The organism is Ruminiclostridium hungatei (assembly GCF_002051585.1).
Classification (GTDB): Bacteria; Bacillota; Clostridia; order Acetivibrionales; family DSM-1351; genus Ruminiclostridium; species Ruminiclostridium hungatei.
The window spans coordinates 74,638-90,421 of the sequence record NZ_MZGX01000013.1 but is presented as its reverse complement, the minus strand read 5'-3'; the positions used below and the strand labels follow the sequence as shown (position 1 = coordinate 90,421).

The following is a 15,784-nucleotide window of genomic DNA, read 5'->3' as shown; positions in this document are numbered from 1 at the left end:
TAATATGGATAATATGGAGTTAATACTGATTAATGAAACTCAAGAGCTGGTTTTATTGAATTAAACAGTTCTACTTGTAAAATAATGTAGAAAAAAATCGAAAAAATAAAATATTAAGGTTAATTTGCCAATATTTACAATATACTGTATAATATCTCCTGTAAATAATTTCACAGGAGGATTTTTTAATGAGAAAAATCAGAAGCATTATTGCGGCCATTTTAGTTGGTTCAATGGTGTTGGGATTTTCCCCGGGAGCACAAAGCATTGCAGGTGCTCAGAATCCCACCGGGCAGTCAAGGGCAGTAACAGCAACTTCACACCCGGAACATGAAGGAGTGTGCACACAACCGCACGAAGGTGAGGAGATGCACCGGCAGGAGAATGAGTGCACAAATGGACACCTGCCTGATTGTGCCCATGAACCTGGCCTTCCGCGCGAACATGAACGTGAGTATGAACATGAACACAATCTCGGTACTGAATGTGAAGTTGAAAGTACTTCCGGACATGGAGTGAAAATCGCCATTTTCGACTCCGGCATCAGTGATGTGGATACATCAGGAGGTGTGTCCTTCGCACAAGACAGGGAAATCACAAGCAGTCACGGAAACACTGTTGCTGCAGTTATAAAGGAAATCGTACCTGCTGCCAAACTGTATGATGTAAGAATACTCAACAACAACAATGAGGGTACATACAGCAGTTTTGCACAGGGTGTGGACTGGGCGGTAAAAGAGAATATAGACATTATCTCACTTAGCTGTGTTGGCTTTGAGGCCTCAGCTATCCTGGAAGCTGCCTTGAAAAAAGCGGAAGAAAACAATATCCTGGTGATTGCAGCCGCAGGCAACGGAGCAAGTAATGAACCGGCGTTTCCTGCCGCTTATCCCACCGTTATTTCGGTAGGTGCTCTGGATGAGAAATCCGAAATAGCCGATTATTCAAATTATGGAGAGTTGGTAGATATCTATGCATTTGCCTCACAGGAAGGAACTTCATATTCCACCGGACAAGTGACGGCGGCTGCAGCCAAATACCTGGAAATAAATCCTTTCATATCCTCCAGGGAACTTAGAAGCTTAATGACTGACGGAAAAGAAAAAAAGAGCATTGTCTCGGACCGTGCCGGAAATGGCATATTGCATGCTGCAGCCACCTGCGCGCACACCTTTAATGGCTCATATACAACTACAAAAGATGCTACCTGCACAGCAGCAGGAACAAAGGTAGGTAAATGCACAAAGTGTGGAGCAACTGTCTCCACAGTCAGCATTCCGGCATTAGGGCATTCCTACGGGTCATGGACCACAACCAAGTCGGCCACCTGTACCAGTGACGGAAGTAAAAAGAGAACCTGCTCCAGATGTTCCGGAACTGAAACACAGACTATTTCAGCAACAGGACACACCTTCAGCGGTTCCTACACCACCACCAAGGAACCCACCTGTACAGCAACCGGCACGAAGGTCGGCAAATGCACCAAATGCGGAGGCACTGTTTCCACAGTAACACTGGATGCATTGGGACATTCCTTCGGTTCATGGACTACAACGGTTGCCGCCACTTGCACCACAAATGGAACCCAGAAGAGAACCTGTTCCAGAAGCGGCTGTACTGCCAGTGAATCTAAATCAATAGCGGCAACAGGACATACCTTTAACGGTTCCTACACCACAACAAAGGAGCCAACCTGTACAGCAACCGGTACGAAGGCAGGCAAATGCAGCAAATGCGGCGGCACTGTTTCCACAGTAACACTGGATGCATTGGGACATTCGCTAGGTTCGTGGACTACAACGGTTGCCGCCACCTGCACCACAGACGGAACCCAGAAGAGAACCTGCACCAGAAGCGGCTGTACTGTCAGTGAATCTAAATCAATAGCTGCAACAGGACATACCTTCAACGGGTCGTACACCACAACAAAGGAGCCCACCTGTACGGCAACCGGTACGAAGGCAGGCAAATGCACCAAATGCGGCGGCACTGTTTCCACAGTAACACTGGATGCATTGGGACATTCCTATGGCTCCTGGTCAACCACTGTTTCACCCACCTGTACCAGTGCGGGGACTCAAAGGAGAAGCTGCACCAGAAGCGGCTGCTATTCCAGTGAATCAACAAGTGTTTCAGCAACAGGACATACCTTCAACGGCTCTTATACCACAATAAAGGAACCAACCTGCGCCGAGGCGGGTACGAAGGTGGGCAGATGCACCACCTGTAACGCTGTGGTGTCCACTGTGAGTATTCCTCCCCTGGCCACGGCCCACAGCTTTAACGGCTCCTACACCACCACCAGGGAAGCCACCTGTACCACCACAGGCACCAAGGTGGGTAAATGTATAAATTGCGGAACAACCGTATCAACCGTAACCATTCCGGTGCTGGGACATGCCTATGGCCCATGGACCACAACCAGGGCAGCCGCCTGCACAACTGAGGGCTCACAAAAGAGAAGCTGTACCAGAAGCGGCTGTACTTCGACCGAAACCGGCAGCATAGCTGCAACAGGGCATACCTTCAATGGTTCTTATACTACGACAAAGGAGCCAACCTGCACCGAGGAGGGGACAAAAGTGGGCAGATGCACCACCTGTAACGCCGTGGTGTCCACCGTCAGTATTGCTCCCCTTGCCACGGCTCATACCTTTAATGGCTCATATATTACCACCAAGGAGCCAACCTGCACGCAGACGGGAACGAAGGTGGGCAAGTGCACCAGATGCGGAGAAACAGTATCAACCGTTACTCTTGACAAGCTGGGACACTTTTTCGGGCCATGGGAGACCACCAGGGCGGCAACCTGTATGACGCTGGGCATCCAGGAAAGAAGATGTACCCGGGAGGGCTGTCTGGTACCCGAGTCAAAAATATTGCCTGAGGCTGACCACACCTTCAACGGGAACTATATTGTTACAAAGGATGCCACCTGTACGGAAACAGGCGTGCAGGAGGCACGGTGTGCAATCTGCGAAAAGGTTCTTTCAACAGAAGTTATACCCTCGGGAAGTACGGCAGAAAAGGGACATGACTATGTGTATGTACTGACGGTTGCACCAACGGCAACCCGTAACGGAATTGAGACCGGAAAGTGCAAAGTGTGTCAGAAGGTCCATACCAGACTGGTCAACAAGGTTTCTGAACAGAACTACACCTATGACCTGCTGCCTGCCGACTCACAGTCCCCATACGGCTATGTGAACTTTAACGGGGTAAGGTATCCCATAAGTGTTGATCAGGCTTTCACCGGAATACCTACCATAGATAAGGCAAGGACAGTGATTGCCGAGATAAACAAGGACAAGACCCATTTCAGTTGGACTTCGTTTATCGGAGGCTTCTCACTCACCGACGACTATAATGATTTCCATGAGGCAGGTGCCTATGTATCGGGAGGCTTTGTCCTCTTTACTGATGTGCTTCGCCAGTTGGCCGACAGTCTTGAGACCTCATACTATTCCATAATTATTTCGGAAGCCACTGATGGCACCGACTACGGAGCGAGTATAAGAGTAGGCAGTTCAACCTATAAAGATAAAGTTGAGAGCATGGGTACCGGAAAGGATATATCCCTGTACCAGTTGATTAAGGCTGCCGGCGGAACAACTTATTTCTTTACTAATAATGCCGAAAAGCTGTATGAATATGTGACTGGGGAAGAGGGAGATATTTTAACGCTTTACGATGTGGTCATATCACTTGATCCACACAGGGAAGGCGGAAAATATACCGAAAATCTGTATGTGAATTCCAGTGGTCAGATAGTACGCCATCTCATTCCTTTTACAAACGACAAGATGTACCTGGCTAAAGTAACTGCCCTGGGCTTCTCCTATGAAAAGCTCATGGATGTTTCCTACCTGGTGAATCCTTTGGACAGCAGGTTTGTGGGGCCTTTGATAAAGTGATTTAATTGCCCTGGGTGCTGTTTGCAGGTGACAGACCACTAGTGGTCTGTCACTTCTAGAACTTACAACTAATGGCTCATCAGAGATAATTTATCATAAAACCGGCTATAAAGCAGGCTTTGGCGCGGCAGTGGCAGGAATGCCGATTGACGGCTGTGGTAAATTACCCTTTGATGAGCCGTTTTCGTTTTAATGAATGTTTGGGGCAGCTATTTTCTAAAAGTTTGAGGTATTCCATAAAAATGTTATAATTGGGCTATAATATATTTTTCCACGGGAAATCAGAGAACCATGAAAAATTTCAGGCAGATATGAGAAAGGTGGAACATTAATGGATTTAAGCTCAAAAACTGTAACAACCATAGATGAATATATTTCCCGCTTTGACGAAAATACTCAAAAGCTGCTGCAGGATATAAGGCAATGCATAAGGGAGGCAGCACCCGGAGCAGAGGAGAAAATCAGCTATCAGATGCCTACTTTTGTTCTCAATGGAAATCTGGTACACTTTGCAGCGTATTCCGGACATATAGGCTTTTATCCGGCACCCAGCGGAATTGAGGCTTTTAAGGACAGGCTGTCCGAATACAAGTGGGCCAAGGGCTCCGTACAGTTTCCCATTCATAAGCCCATGCCCTTTGACCTGATAAGTGAAATAGTCAGGTTCAGGGCTGAAGAAAATGAGGTGAAGTCAAAAAACATACCAAAAAGGAAGAAATAAAATCAAAGCCCGGTCATAAATTAGAATAGGATGCTGCACATGTTAAGCATGTGTATATTGGAGGTCTTTTGTGAGAAAAAAATTATTGATTTTAACAGCAATTGCAGCGTTGATGCTGGCTGCGTTAACAGGCTGTGTTCCCGGGGACGGCACGTATACCGCTGCAAAGCCTGCCGGCTTTTTCTGGGGAATATGGCATGGCTGGATTTCACCCGTGTCCCTTGTAATAGGACTGTTCGACAGGAATATAAGGGTATACGAGGTGGCGAATGCCGGCTGGTGGTATGATTTTGGTTTCTATATTTCCATAATCGGAGGTTTTGGAGGTTTGTCACTGTTCAGGAGAAAATCCTCCGGCAGGAAGGACAAATAGAAAAACAAGTGGGCGCAGCAGATATAATACTGATTTACATGTATTTGTCCTGGCGCCCTTTTTTATTGAAAAATCCGTATTTTTTGCCCGCTTACCGAAGCCAATTAGCGGGTTCAAGCCTTCGCCTTTCAAAAGCCAACAAGTGGGCTCTGAGTCATGCTTTTCAGCCGGCAGTGATTGACTTACTCCACAATGGCCCAGATTTCCTTGCTATCCTTTATATAACTGTATTCAATGATATCGTCATCCACTGTCTCTTTTTCACTGTTAAAATAGGCTACAGGTATTGCTACCTCTAAAGAGCCCAATTTATACAGCTTTGCATTGAGTTGGACTTTTTTCATGTTCTCAAAGTTAGGTATGAGTCTTAAACCAAGATTAGTATCACTGTTGTAGGTGGCTCTCCAGAATTCTTCCGGAGTTACATTTTCCTTAAGTCTTACCTTCACATCTATTCCAGCTATGACAATCACCTCTGTTTACATTTTTTGATAGTTTAAACCATTGTATCATATGATATTCCCCCAAGGAACAACACAGCAACAAATTGTGCTCTGGAACAAAGATGTATTGACCACATGAGTCAATGGGAATATAATATGTTTATTGACCGAGCTGGTCAATAAGTGTGAAAGCTGATTCAAAGGAGGGAAGTATAATATATTCAAAATTTTTAAAGCTGGAAGAGGAAAAAAAACAAAGGATTCTTAATGGGGCAATGAAGGAGTTTGCACTTCAGGGTTACAAAAATGCTTCCACAGACAATATGGTAAAGGAGGCAGCCATATCCAAAGGTGCGCTTTTTCACTATTTTAAGAATAAAAAGAGCCTGTTTCTTTTTCTGTATGACTATGCGCTGGGCGTTCTGAAGGAAGAGATACTGCACAAGATAGATTTTGAAGAAAAGGATGTCTTCAAGAGAAGAAGGCAGGCCATACTGCAGAAGATAGAAATTTCCAAGCTACACCCCCCGATTTACGAGTTTGTGGCAACTGCGTTTATAGATGAATCCCCTGAGATAAAAAATGATATCCAGGGAAAAAATGAAAAACTGATGGAGTTGGGCAAGAGCATAATGTATGAGGGAATTGATACGTCAAGGTTCAAGGACGGACTGGAAGCAGGCAGGATACTGGAGATAATAAACTGGGCGGACGAGGGTCTTACTAAAAAGCTTACCTGGCAGTTAAGGCATGTGCCCATGGACAAATGGGACTATGATGAAATGCTGGCGGAACTGGACAATTATATGAAGCTTTTAAAAACTGCGTTTTATAAGGATGGGGGACAGTGAAATGAATGTTATTGAAATAAATAATCTGACAAAAACCTATGGAAAGGCAAGAGGCATATGCGATGTGAGCTTTAATGTGGAAGAGGGGGAAGTCTTCGGCTTTATCGGTCCCAACGGCGCCGGGAAATCCACTACCATACGGACTTTGTTATCGTTGATATATCCTACGGCCGGGAGTGCGGAAATATTTGGAATGGACTGCATAAAAAACGCTCCTGAGATAGCGAGGGAAATAGGATATCTTCCGTCGGAAGTCTTCTATTATGACAAGATGAAGGTAATAGACGTGCTTAATTACTCTGCAAGCTTTTACAAAAAGGACTGCAGCAAAAGAATAAAAGAGCTGGCCGGAATAATGGATCTGGACTTGAAAAAAAGGGTCGATGACCTGTCCTTTGGAAATAAAAAAAAGGTAGGCATTGTTCAGACTCTGCTGCACCAGCCCAGGCTCATAATACTGGATGAACCCACCAGCGGCCTGGACCCTCTTATGCAGCAAAAGTTTTTTGACCTGCTGGAAGAGGAAAACAAGAAGGGTGCCACTATTTTCATGTCTTCACATGTGCTCAGCGAGGTTCAGAGAATGTGCACCAGAGTGGCAATAATCAAGGAGGGTCGGATAATAAAGCTTGAAACCATGAGCAATCTCACTGAAAACAATTATAAGAAATTCCGGCTGGAGTTTGATTCTGATATCCAAAAGGAGCATTTCCAAATAAACGGTGTAAGTAATCTTGAATTGAAGGAGAAGTTCATAAGCTTCCTGTTCAAGGGGAATGTAAATACCATACTCAGAAAAATAAGCCAGGCGGAATTGAAGAATATATGGATTGAAGAACCAAGCCTTGAAGAAATATTCATGCACTATTATGAAAAGGAGGCCTGAGCATATGAATATTTTTCTGCACGAATTGAAGTCCTCCGCAAAGTCCATAATCATATGGTCCTTGTCCATGGCCGCCCTTGCTGTCATGTATATTTTCATCTTTACAGGTCTGGGCAGTGATATTGCAGAATTTCAGGATTTGATGAACAGCCTGCCGGAGATGGCAAAAAAGCTTCTCAGTGTATATGCGGAAAGCCTTTCCACACTTGAGGGTTTTTACTCCTTTGTATTTGTGTATGTTGTGTTGTGCGGGGCTATTCAGGCTATGAATCTCGGTCTGTCCATAATTTCAAAGGAGCTGCGGGAAAAGACCGCCGACTTTCTGCTGACCAAGCCTGTCAGCCGGAGGACCATACTGACCTGGAAGTTGGCTGCAGCCTTTGCGGCAATTGTTATTACCAACATCATATATATGTGTGTGACCTTTACGGCAGCACTTTCTGTAAAAGGGCAATTCAGCATGAAGGCAATTTTTATGATATCCTTGACACTGCTGCTCATCCAGGCGATTTTTATGGTGTTGGGGGTTGTGGTGGCGGCTATGGCAGGCAAGCTCAGATCGGTCATAGCTGTTTCACTGGGTACGGTTTTCGGGTTTTTTATTTTGAACATGTTCGGCTCGGTAATAGGAGAAAAGGCTATAAGATATATTACGCCCTTTAAGTTTTTTGATTACGGGTACATTATAAGAAACAGTGCCTATGAGGCGCCCTATCTTGCAGTGGGAGCAGGTTTTGTAGTTCTGGCCGTGGCGGTCAGCTACCTTGTCTATGTCAAAAAGGACATACATGCAGTGTAGCTATATTTTGAGGAGGTTTATTATGAACATTTTTAAAAGGGAAATGAGGGCCCATGCAAAGTCGATTATCCTGTGGAGCATGGGCATGCTATTCATGATTGCATCGGGCATGGGCAAGTTTACATCCTATACGGGCTCGGAGCAGTCCATGAATGATATCCTGGGAAAGATGCCCAAGTCCTTGAAGGCGGTTTTGGGCTTCGGAGACCTGGATGTCACAACAGCCACCGGTTTTTACGGATTGCTTTTTGTATATCTGCTCATTATGGCTGCAATACATGCTGCAATGCTTGGAGCAAATATCCTTGCAAAGGAGGAGCGTGACAGGACAGCGGAATTTCTCATGGTAAAGCCTGTATCCAGATTTTCGGTTGTCACTGCAAAATTGGCTGCAGCGCTTGTAAATGTACTGGTTCTCAATGGAGTGACACTGGTCTTGTCCATAGCCATAGTAAATCAATATGCAAAGGGAGAGCAGATCAATGGAGACATAGCTGTTCTCATGGCGGCAATGTTCATTGTGCAGCTTTTATTCCTCTTCACGGGGAGCGGAATAGCAGCTATGGGCAAAAATCCCAGGAGCTCGGCTTCCATTGCCACTGCCATACTCCTTTTGACTTATATAATTTCTGTAATGGTTGATATGAACAATAAGCTGGCATTCCTTAAATATATCACTCCCTTTAAGTATTTTGACGTCCGTCAGACATATGAAGGAGGCCTGAAGCCTTTATCAGTGGCTTTGTCACTGGCTGTCATCGCCGTCATGGCAGGGGTGACCTACAGGTTTTACGGGAAGAGGGATCTAAAGGTATAACCGCCGCCAAGTAAGAATTTTTAAAAAGCTGAATATACAAAAGACATTAAACCAATACTATTTCCAAAGCGCATACTGCAATTTCAAGAGGAGTGATAAAGATGGAAATAGCCACAGGGTATTTTATCAGCAGGGCACCTGCCATTGAGGCAGCAAGATATCTGGGCAGACACGGCTTTGCCATAGAGGTGCTGGGACACTCGAATCAGGAGGATTTCCGGGACAGACAGGTGGTAAGTGAATTTGAGGAAAACCTGGATGTGCCGTATTATGGTTTTACAGGAGGAAATATGGGTATTTCTTCCGGCATCAACGGCTATATGATGGCAGGAACCGGTCCTCTGGTGCCGGCCAGACCCATAGTCAGCCTTGTTAACGGAGGAATCGGGGATGATTTCAAGTCAATTATGATAAACTGGGGAGTACCCAGAGGCATTGAACAGGAAATAAAGTCGGTGGTTGAAGCCGGCAGCTCGGTAGTAATGGTTGAATGTGACTCCCGGGACAAGGCGTTTGTCAGGGACAGTCTGGAAAAACTGGGCGCCCAGAATATTCACATTTAAATAGCAAAGCTGCGGATACGCCTGTTCCTATGTTCTTTCATAGATAAACAGCTTGCCTTTTTTTCCCACACGGCCCACGGCATTCACGTAATTCAGAACATTCAGAGCAGTTTGGGCATTTGACAGACTAAGCCCTGCAGCCTTGGAATAATCCCTGCTTGTAAACTGTGCGGGAAGTGTTCCGGGTATCAGCAGGGAGTAGTCTTTTTTATTGCGGATATAAATAATGTTTTGCAAGCCCTTCGGTATCCTGTCGTGCCTCCAGGACCCTTTTTTCTTGTCGGTGCTCCAGCCGTTGAGAAGCCGGTATTCTTCAATGTCCACATAAACTATACACAAATGGAGGTTTTCATCCTCCAGAAAATTTTTTATCCGGTATAATTCGGGGAAAATATCATAGGCAGAGCCTTTTTTGGGAGACAGCCTTCTTTTGCTGATTTCGCCGGTTTCTTCACTGATCCACAGCAGATATTTGGTATATGCCACCGGGTATACCAGTGTTACTTCATTGTCTGGAAGAAAGGCTTTAAGCTTTTGGCGCAGCTTGTTCCACTGCCGGGTTTGTATTTCTGTAATTCCGTTACTGTTGAGAATATCCGCATAAAAAGAGCCCACCCTTTTTTCATGACAGGTCTCATCCGGTTCGAAATAATGTTTTAAAACAGCGTGGAGGGTTTTCTCCCCCAGTGTTCCGATACCCTCCCGGCGGTGCTGGGAGTTCATCACCTTTTCACAGGCTTTTTCAAAATTATGTATATTCATTGCTGCCCCCATCGAGTATGAATTAATGTTAATTTTACATGAATGTTATCTTGCTTTCAACATTACATAAGTTTAAGAATCTTTACATAAAATGCATAATATACTAAATTTCCATGCAAAATTATGCTATTCAGGGTTGTTGCACCATATATATTATGTTATTCTTTATTGTAGGACTATTTTATATTTATACCTATATTCAGGTAATACTTTTTCCTGCTTTACTTAAAATTTTCTTTTTAAATTTTGCTTTACAAGATACGTTATTTAAAATAAACGATTCAGGTGGTAACATGCATAAGACACATCTTGTATTACGGCATTACAACAAGTTCAAGCCGATTAATTGTACTTACATAAGCGGAGACACCAGCAAAATTTTTACGGTGAAGCTCAATGAAAATGAGAATGGTGTTGCAGAAATGCTTAAGGGAGATCCTGTGCTCATCGGAATGCTTGATGAAAGTGAAATACTTCTGGTAAACGGAGGAAGTGTTGTAGGTGCCAACCCGAAAGAGGACAAGTACATAATATGCTCTAACAATGTGGTTAATATAGCAAGAGAACTGGAAAAGAGGCAATATGAAAGATACCCCACTTCCCTTCTGGGGGAGATCAAGCTTGCAGACTCCAGCAGGAGGGAACCTGCGTGCATAAAGGACTTTAGCTATTCCGGAATGTGCATATATTCCACCGGAGATTTTGAAGTGAATGACGCAGTTGAAATAAGTGTTTTCCTGGCCAATAATGTTTCAAAATATGATGGCACCGTAATGAGAAAATCAAAAAACTTTGGAAGAAATGAGTACGGAATACAAATCGTGCATAGGGACAAAAATGCCATGTACTCCACAGAGGCCCAACTGGCCGGCTGGGTGCAGTCGGAGAAGGAATTGATTTACAGGCATTTGTTAAATGCCAATTACAAATTTTAAATATTGTTATAAAATATAAATATAGTCTTTCAGGCTATATTTTTTTATTACGGCGGGCACAGCAACCGCAGGCGGGAAAGGGTGATTAGTTTGAAAGAAACTGAAGGTTTCTGGAAAACTAATGCACAAGTGCCTATTTTTTAGGCACTAAAAAATAAATGGCACGTGCGATAAATTGAATTTAAGCCCATAAAAGATTTCATTGAAATTTTTGTTTCTGTTTTGGGCAAATTCATTTTGCACGAAGCAGAAATGGAGCTTAAAATGAACGGGCTTATTGATACGGAACTGGATGGGTTTAAACTTCGTTTTGCCCAGGAGGGTGATACTGCTCTCATACTGGAATTTATCAAGGAACTGGCCAGATATGAGAAAATGCTGGATATGGTGGTTGCCACCGAAGAGCTGCTGAAGGATTCTCTTTTCGAAAAGAAGGCGGCGGAAGTAATTATTGGTGAATACAATGGTGAACCGGTGGGTTTTGCTTTATTCTTCCATAATTTTTCAACCTTTCTGGGGCAGGCCGGAATCTACCTTGAGGACTTGTTTGTAAAACCCGAGATGAGGGGCAGGGGTATGGGAAAACTCATGCTGTCATTCCTGGCAAGGCTGGCCTTGGAAAGAAACTGCGGACGGCTGGAATGGTGGGTTCTGGATTGGAATGAGCCGTCAATCAATTTTTACAAAAGCATGGGGGCTGTTCCAATGGACGAGTGGACGGTTTACAGGGTTACGGGAAATAATTTGAAAGCCTTGGGAGAGAAGTTCAGATGAATATTCAGATTTTTGGCGTAAAAGGCTTTGATACTCAAAAGGCGGAACGGTATTTCAAGGAACGCAAAATCAGCTACCAGTACGTTGACTTGCATAAATACGGGCTGAGCAAGGGTGAGTTTGAAAGCGTAAAGAATTCAGTGGGCTTAAGAGCCATGATAAACGAGAAAAGCAAGGAATACCAGCGGCTGAATATGAAAAATCTGGGGGTGGGCAAGGCTGCTGAGGAAGTGCTCTTTAAAAACCCCGGACTGTTCAGTGCACCCATAGTGAGAAATGGAAAAAAGGCGACGGTAGGTTACCAGCCGGATATTTGGAAGGACTGGGAATAGCAAACTCCTGCGGATGAAAATTTGTTTAAAATATGACAGATATGTGTCATATTTAGCTCTATATAATATTAGCATAAACAGTTTTATGAAATTCCGGTTTAAAGTCTGACAAGGAGATGATATTATATGGCTGAAAAATTTGATTTCAAGAAGGAGTACAAGGACCTTTACATGCCAAAGGAGACTCCCCGGCTTCTGGAGGTGCCTTCCATGAATTTTGTATGTGTCAATGGCACAGGTGACCCCGACGGTCCCGATTATGAGAAGGCGGTGGGAATACTGTACGGGGTGTCGTTTACCATCAAGATGTCCAAAATGACAGGTGAAATGCCGGAGGGGTATTTTGATTATGTGGTGCCTCCTCTGGAAGGGCTTTGGTGGTATGAAGACGGAGAGTTTGATTTTTACAGGCGGGAAAACTGGCTGTGGACCTCCATGATAAGGCAGCCGGATTTTGTCAGTCCGGAGGTTTTTGAAAGGGCGGTGTCCGCCTTAAAAAAGAAAAAGCCTGAGCTGGATACTTCCAGGGCAAAGCTGATGACCTTCACAGAGGGGCTTTGTGTTCAGATGCTTCATAAAGGGCCTTATGCCACTGAGCCTCAGACTGTAGCGGAAATGAAAAGGTTCCTGGAGCAGAACGGCTTAAGTGATGAAACCGGCCTGGTAAGGAAGCATCATGAGATATATCTGTCAGATCCCAGAAGGACAGCACCTGATAAGCTCAGAACAGTACTAAGGCATCCAGCGAAAAGAAATTCCCCTGGCAAGGACCTGTGACAGGAGCACCAGATTGTTCACACCGTGAAGGCTGGAATATACGGAAACACAAATATCCAGGGCCAGGCAGGCCATTGCGGAATAACAGACTACCTCCTTCAGCCTTGCAGGCATTGCGGAGATGACTCTCCCTAAGACGGGATGGATCATGTATATCAAAAAGAGGGACATTATACCCCATAGGATGGTGTTCCTGAAACAGACGAAACCCATGATATTTCCAAAATCCCCGCTGTAATCCCAAAGACGGATATCAAACCTGCTTAAAAATATTCCTGCCAATAATTCCACCATTGAGGTTAACAGAGCAGCGCATAAAAACAGCAAAAAAGGGTGGGTTTTAAAGTGCCCCAGTATCAAGACAACCAGAAGTGAGCCTATGCCATATACCGCGCAGACCGGACCTATCAGGAAGCCCCTTTTTACAATATGGCCGTGATAAACGGACATATATATGGTTTCAGCCAGCCAGCCTGAAAAGGAATAGGCCAGGAAGCATATAAACAGGTTAACAAGTTTTTCAACAGGCAATAATTTATTTGACAATTGGCTTTTAAGCTTTGCAACCCGATTCATTTATCAAATTACCCCCGGAAATACTACCTTTTATATTTATATTCAGAATTTATTCAAAATGCTAAAAAATTTTCAGCCTGACTGTCGGAGTGCCATACTCCCAGGCTTGACACTGCCGGAGGTTGACTTTGTTTTTTTGCTCTGCTAATATCAAAATATTGGTCTGGCAGCACATGGACAGCCGGACCTGGAGTTTAAGGGTTATTTATCATGAGGGTGAATCAGTGAAAACACAAGGCGGTCAGAATTGCAAAACACGCAGCATCATGCTGGGAGGCACCGAATTAAGCTATGTACTTAAGCGGAGCGGCAGAAAAAGTATCGGAATATCTGTGGACAAGGCAGGAAATATAACTGTGGCTGCGCCACAGCGGACATCTGAGGCATATATAGAGGAAGTGCTCCTGAAAAAAGGCTCCTGGATACTGGACAGATTGGAAAAGCTCAAAGCGGCAAATACAGCCTTGCATAGTCCCCGGCTGTATGCGGAAGGAGAGAGCTTCCCTTATCTGGGCAGGAATTACAGCATGAGAAGGATTGGGGACCCACATCTGACGAAGCCTGCAGTAAGGCTGGGAGAAGGCTGTCTTGAGGTTTATTCCTCCACCTCCGCCGGCCCGCGGGATTTGCGGGCGGCTTTGAAAAAGTGGTATGTGGAACAGTTTTGTACAGTCCTTCAGCAAAGAATCGGGCTATATGCACCGCAGGCAGGAGTGTCGCCCGGAAGGATAACCGTCCGTGAGCAGAAAACCCGCTGGGGAAGCTGCAGTTCAAGGGGAAACCTTAATTTTAACTGGAAGCTTATTATGGCACCCCTTGAAATACTGGATTATGTGGTGATTCATGAGCTTTGCCATATGAAGGAATTAAACCATTCGGCGGACTTCTGGGCCCAGGTGCAAAAGCTGTGTCCCAATTATAAAAACCTGCGGAAATGGCTCAGGGAAAATGGACATACACTTTCACTGGAGTAGTTTTTCCGATTGCTGGTGCTTGATTTGTAAAAGTGGTTAAAATAGTCATAAAAATAGATAAAAATGTACATTGTTATAAAACAGAATAAGCAGTATACTTTAGATTGCATATAGAGAACTTCGTATTTGTTGCAGCTTACTGTTCAATAGTTATTGTATTATTAAAGTATTTGTGGAGGTCAACATGCAATACAAAAAGTATGGTAAAACCGGTAAGGACATATCGGTTATCGGGTTTGGCGGGATGAGGTTTTCCAAGCAGGGTGACGGCTATGATTATGACAAGTGTGCCGAGATAGTTATCAAAGCCAGACAGCTTGGAGTCAATTACTTTGACACTGCACCCAATTATTGCGAGGACAACAGTGAATTGATAATGGGACATGCCTTTAAAAGCATGGAAAAGGGTTTTTATGTCTCAACCAAGAGCAGCCAGAAGGACGGCTCGAAGCTCAGAGCACAGCTTGAACTATCACTTAAGAGAATGAATCTTGAAAAGGTCAATTTTTTTCATATATGGTGTATCCTGAGCATGGATGACTACAGAAGCAGAATGGTGAAGGGCGGCGCATATGAGACTGCGCTCAGGGCAAAGGAAGAAGGTCTTATAGAGCATATAGTCTTTTCCACCCACTGCAATGGAGATGAGATTGAAACCATAGTAAACGAAGCTGACTTTGAAGGTATGACAGTGGGCTATAATATCCTGAACTTTCCATTCAGGCAGAAGGGCTTGCAGGCCGCATACAAAAAGGGGCTGGGAGTTGCCACGATGAATCCTCTGGGAGGCGGTCTGATACCTCAAAAGGCCGATTACTTTGATTTCATCAGAAGCAGCGGTGACAGGACAGTTGTGGACGCCGCCCTGAGATTTAACGCCTCCCATGATGAGATAACCACTGTCCTGGCGGGCATGAGCAGCGTTGAAGAGGTGGTTCAGAACTGCAAAATAGGCGACAATCTCAAAAAGCTTGAAGAGAAGAAGCTTAAGGAAATTGAAGGAATGCTGTTCAATTCAATGGATAAGCTGTGCACCGGCTGCCGTTATTGCGAGCACTGTCCTAAGAAGATACCCGTATCAAAATATATGCTGTCCTATAATAACAAGATACTTAAAAATGAGCAGGAGGTGCTCAATAACCTTAATGGGCACTGGGGCATACCTCCAAGTGGAGTAAAGGAATGCATAGAGTGCGGCATTTGCGAAGGGAAATGCACCCAGCACCTTCCCATAATCAGCAGGCTCAAGGAAATCGGAGTCTGGGAGGACACCTTATAATCAAGTTA

At 44.5% G+C, this 15,784-nt stretch carries 17 protein-coding genes; 14 read left to right on the top strand and 3 right to left on the bottom strand.

Going from position 1 to position 15,784, the window contains the following annotated elements:
* Window positions 1–188: 188 nt before the first annotated feature.
* The 3 genes from CLHUN_RS10940 (at window position 189) to CLHUN_RS10930 (ending at window position 5,008) form a co-directional block, all read left to right on the top strand.
* Window positions 189–3,914: a S8 family serine peptidase gene (locus CLHUN_RS10940; RefSeq protein WP_080064631.1), complete on the top strand. Its 3,726-nt coding sequence runs from the start codon at window positions 189–191 to the stop codon at window positions 3,912–3,914.
* Between the two features lie 331 nt (window positions 3,915–4,245).
* On the top strand, window positions 4,246–4,635 hold the full coding sequence (locus CLHUN_RS10935; RefSeq protein ID WP_080064630.1) for an iron chaperone: 390 nt from the start codon (window positions 4,246–4,248) through the stop codon (window positions 4,633–4,635).
* Between the two features lie 70 nt (window positions 4,636–4,705).
* Window positions 4,706–5,008 (top strand): hypothetical protein, encoded by a 303-nt coding sequence (locus CLHUN_RS10930; protein WP_165755729.1) that lies wholly within the window; start codon window positions 4,706–4,708, stop codon window positions 5,006–5,008.
* A gap of 182 nt (window positions 5,009–5,190) precedes the next feature.
* On the opposite strand, the gene CLHUN_RS10925 is transcribed toward CLHUN_RS10930, so the two are convergent.
* Complete coding sequence (locus CLHUN_RS10925) at window positions 5,191–5,457, bottom strand: hypothetical protein (protein WP_242656497.1); 267 nt, start codon at window positions 5,455–5,457, stop codon at window positions 5,191–5,193.
* Window positions 5,458–5,636: 179 nt separating this feature from the next.
* Between CLHUN_RS10925 and CLHUN_RS10920 the strand changes: the two genes are divergently transcribed.
* From CLHUN_RS10920 to CLHUN_RS10900, 5 genes are all read left to right on the top strand, one after another.
* Window positions 5,637–6,302, top strand: a complete 666-nt coding sequence (locus CLHUN_RS10920; protein WP_080064629.1) for a TetR/AcrR family transcriptional regulator — start codon at window positions 5,637–5,639, stop codon at window positions 6,300–6,302.
* Window position 6,303: 1 nt separating this feature from the next.
* Window positions 6,304–7,188: an ABC transporter ATP-binding protein gene (locus CLHUN_RS10915; RefSeq protein WP_080064628.1), complete on the top strand. Its 885-nt coding sequence runs from the start codon at window positions 6,304–6,306 to the stop codon at window positions 7,186–7,188.
* Window positions 7,189–7,192: 4 nt separating this feature from the next.
* Complete coding sequence (locus tag CLHUN_RS10910) at window positions 7,193–7,987, top strand: ABC transporter permease subunit (RefSeq protein ID WP_080064627.1); 795 nt, start codon at window positions 7,193–7,195, stop codon at window positions 7,985–7,987.
* A gap of 22 nt (window positions 7,988–8,009) precedes the next feature.
* Window positions 8,010–8,804, top strand: a complete 795-nt coding sequence (locus tag CLHUN_RS10905) for an ABC transporter permease subunit (RefSeq protein WP_080064626.1) — start codon at window positions 8,010–8,012, stop codon at window positions 8,802–8,804.
* A 101-nt stretch (window positions 8,805–8,905) separates the two neighbouring features.
* Complete coding sequence (locus CLHUN_RS10900; RefSeq protein WP_080064625.1) at window positions 8,906–9,367, top strand: hypothetical protein; 462 nt, start codon at window positions 8,906–8,908, stop codon at window positions 9,365–9,367.
* Between the two features lie 27 nt (window positions 9,368–9,394).
* Here the strand turns inward: CLHUN_RS10900 and CLHUN_RS10895 are convergent, their stop codons facing one another.
* Entirely contained in the window at window positions 9,395–10,129 is a 735-nt protein-coding gene (locus tag CLHUN_RS10895; protein WP_242656496.1) for a DUF8091 domain-containing protein, read from the bottom strand.
* 293 nt (window positions 10,130–10,422) lie between these two features.
* Here CLHUN_RS10895 and CLHUN_RS10890 point away from each other — a divergent pair, with 293 nt between their 5' ends.
* The 4 genes from CLHUN_RS10890 (at window position 10,423) to CLHUN_RS10875 (ending at window position 12,947) form a co-directional block, all read left to right on the top strand.
* Window positions 10,423–11,064 (top strand): PilZ domain-containing protein, encoded by a 642-nt coding sequence (locus CLHUN_RS10890; protein ID WP_080064623.1) that lies wholly within the window; start codon window positions 10,423–10,425, stop codon window positions 11,062–11,064.
* A 264-nt stretch (window positions 11,065–11,328) separates the two neighbouring features.
* On the top strand, window positions 11,329–11,838 hold the full coding sequence (locus CLHUN_RS10885) for a GNAT family N-acetyltransferase (RefSeq protein ID WP_080064622.1): 510 nt from the start codon (window positions 11,329–11,331) through the stop codon (window positions 11,836–11,838).
* Complete coding sequence (locus tag CLHUN_RS10880; protein ID WP_080064621.1) at window positions 11,835–12,170, top strand: arsenate reductase family protein; 336 nt, start codon at window positions 11,835–11,837, stop codon at window positions 12,168–12,170. The genes CLHUN_RS10885 and CLHUN_RS10880 overlap by 4 nt, the downstream gene beginning before the upstream one ends.
* Window positions 12,171–12,296: 126 nt before the next feature.
* Window positions 12,297–12,947, top strand: a complete 651-nt coding sequence (locus tag CLHUN_RS10875; RefSeq protein ID WP_080064620.1) for a GyrI-like domain-containing protein — start codon at window positions 12,297–12,299, stop codon at window positions 12,945–12,947.
* Here the strand turns inward: CLHUN_RS10875 and CLHUN_RS10870 are convergent.
* On the bottom strand, window positions 12,903–13,523 hold the full coding sequence (locus tag CLHUN_RS10870; protein WP_080064619.1) for a putative ABC transporter permease: 621 nt from the start codon (window positions 13,521–13,523) through the stop codon (window positions 12,903–12,905). The genes CLHUN_RS10875 and CLHUN_RS10870 overlap by 45 nt on opposite strands.
* A gap of 224 nt (window positions 13,524–13,747) precedes the next feature.
* Between CLHUN_RS10870 and CLHUN_RS10865 the strand changes: the two genes are divergently transcribed.
* Together CLHUN_RS10865 and CLHUN_RS10860 are read left to right on the top strand one after the other, a co-directional pair.
* Entirely contained in the window at window positions 13,748–14,497 is a 750-nt protein-coding gene (locus tag CLHUN_RS10865) for a M48 family metallopeptidase (protein WP_165755728.1), read from the top strand.
* Window positions 14,498–14,681: 184 nt separating this feature from the next.
* Window positions 14,682–15,776 carry an aldo/keto reductase gene (locus CLHUN_RS10860; RefSeq protein WP_080064617.1) on the top strand — a complete coding sequence of 365 codons (1,095 nt, stop codon included), beginning with the start codon at window positions 14,682–14,684 and terminating at the stop codon, window positions 15,774–15,776.
* The last annotated feature ends 8 nt before the right edge of the window (window positions 15,777–15,784 follow it).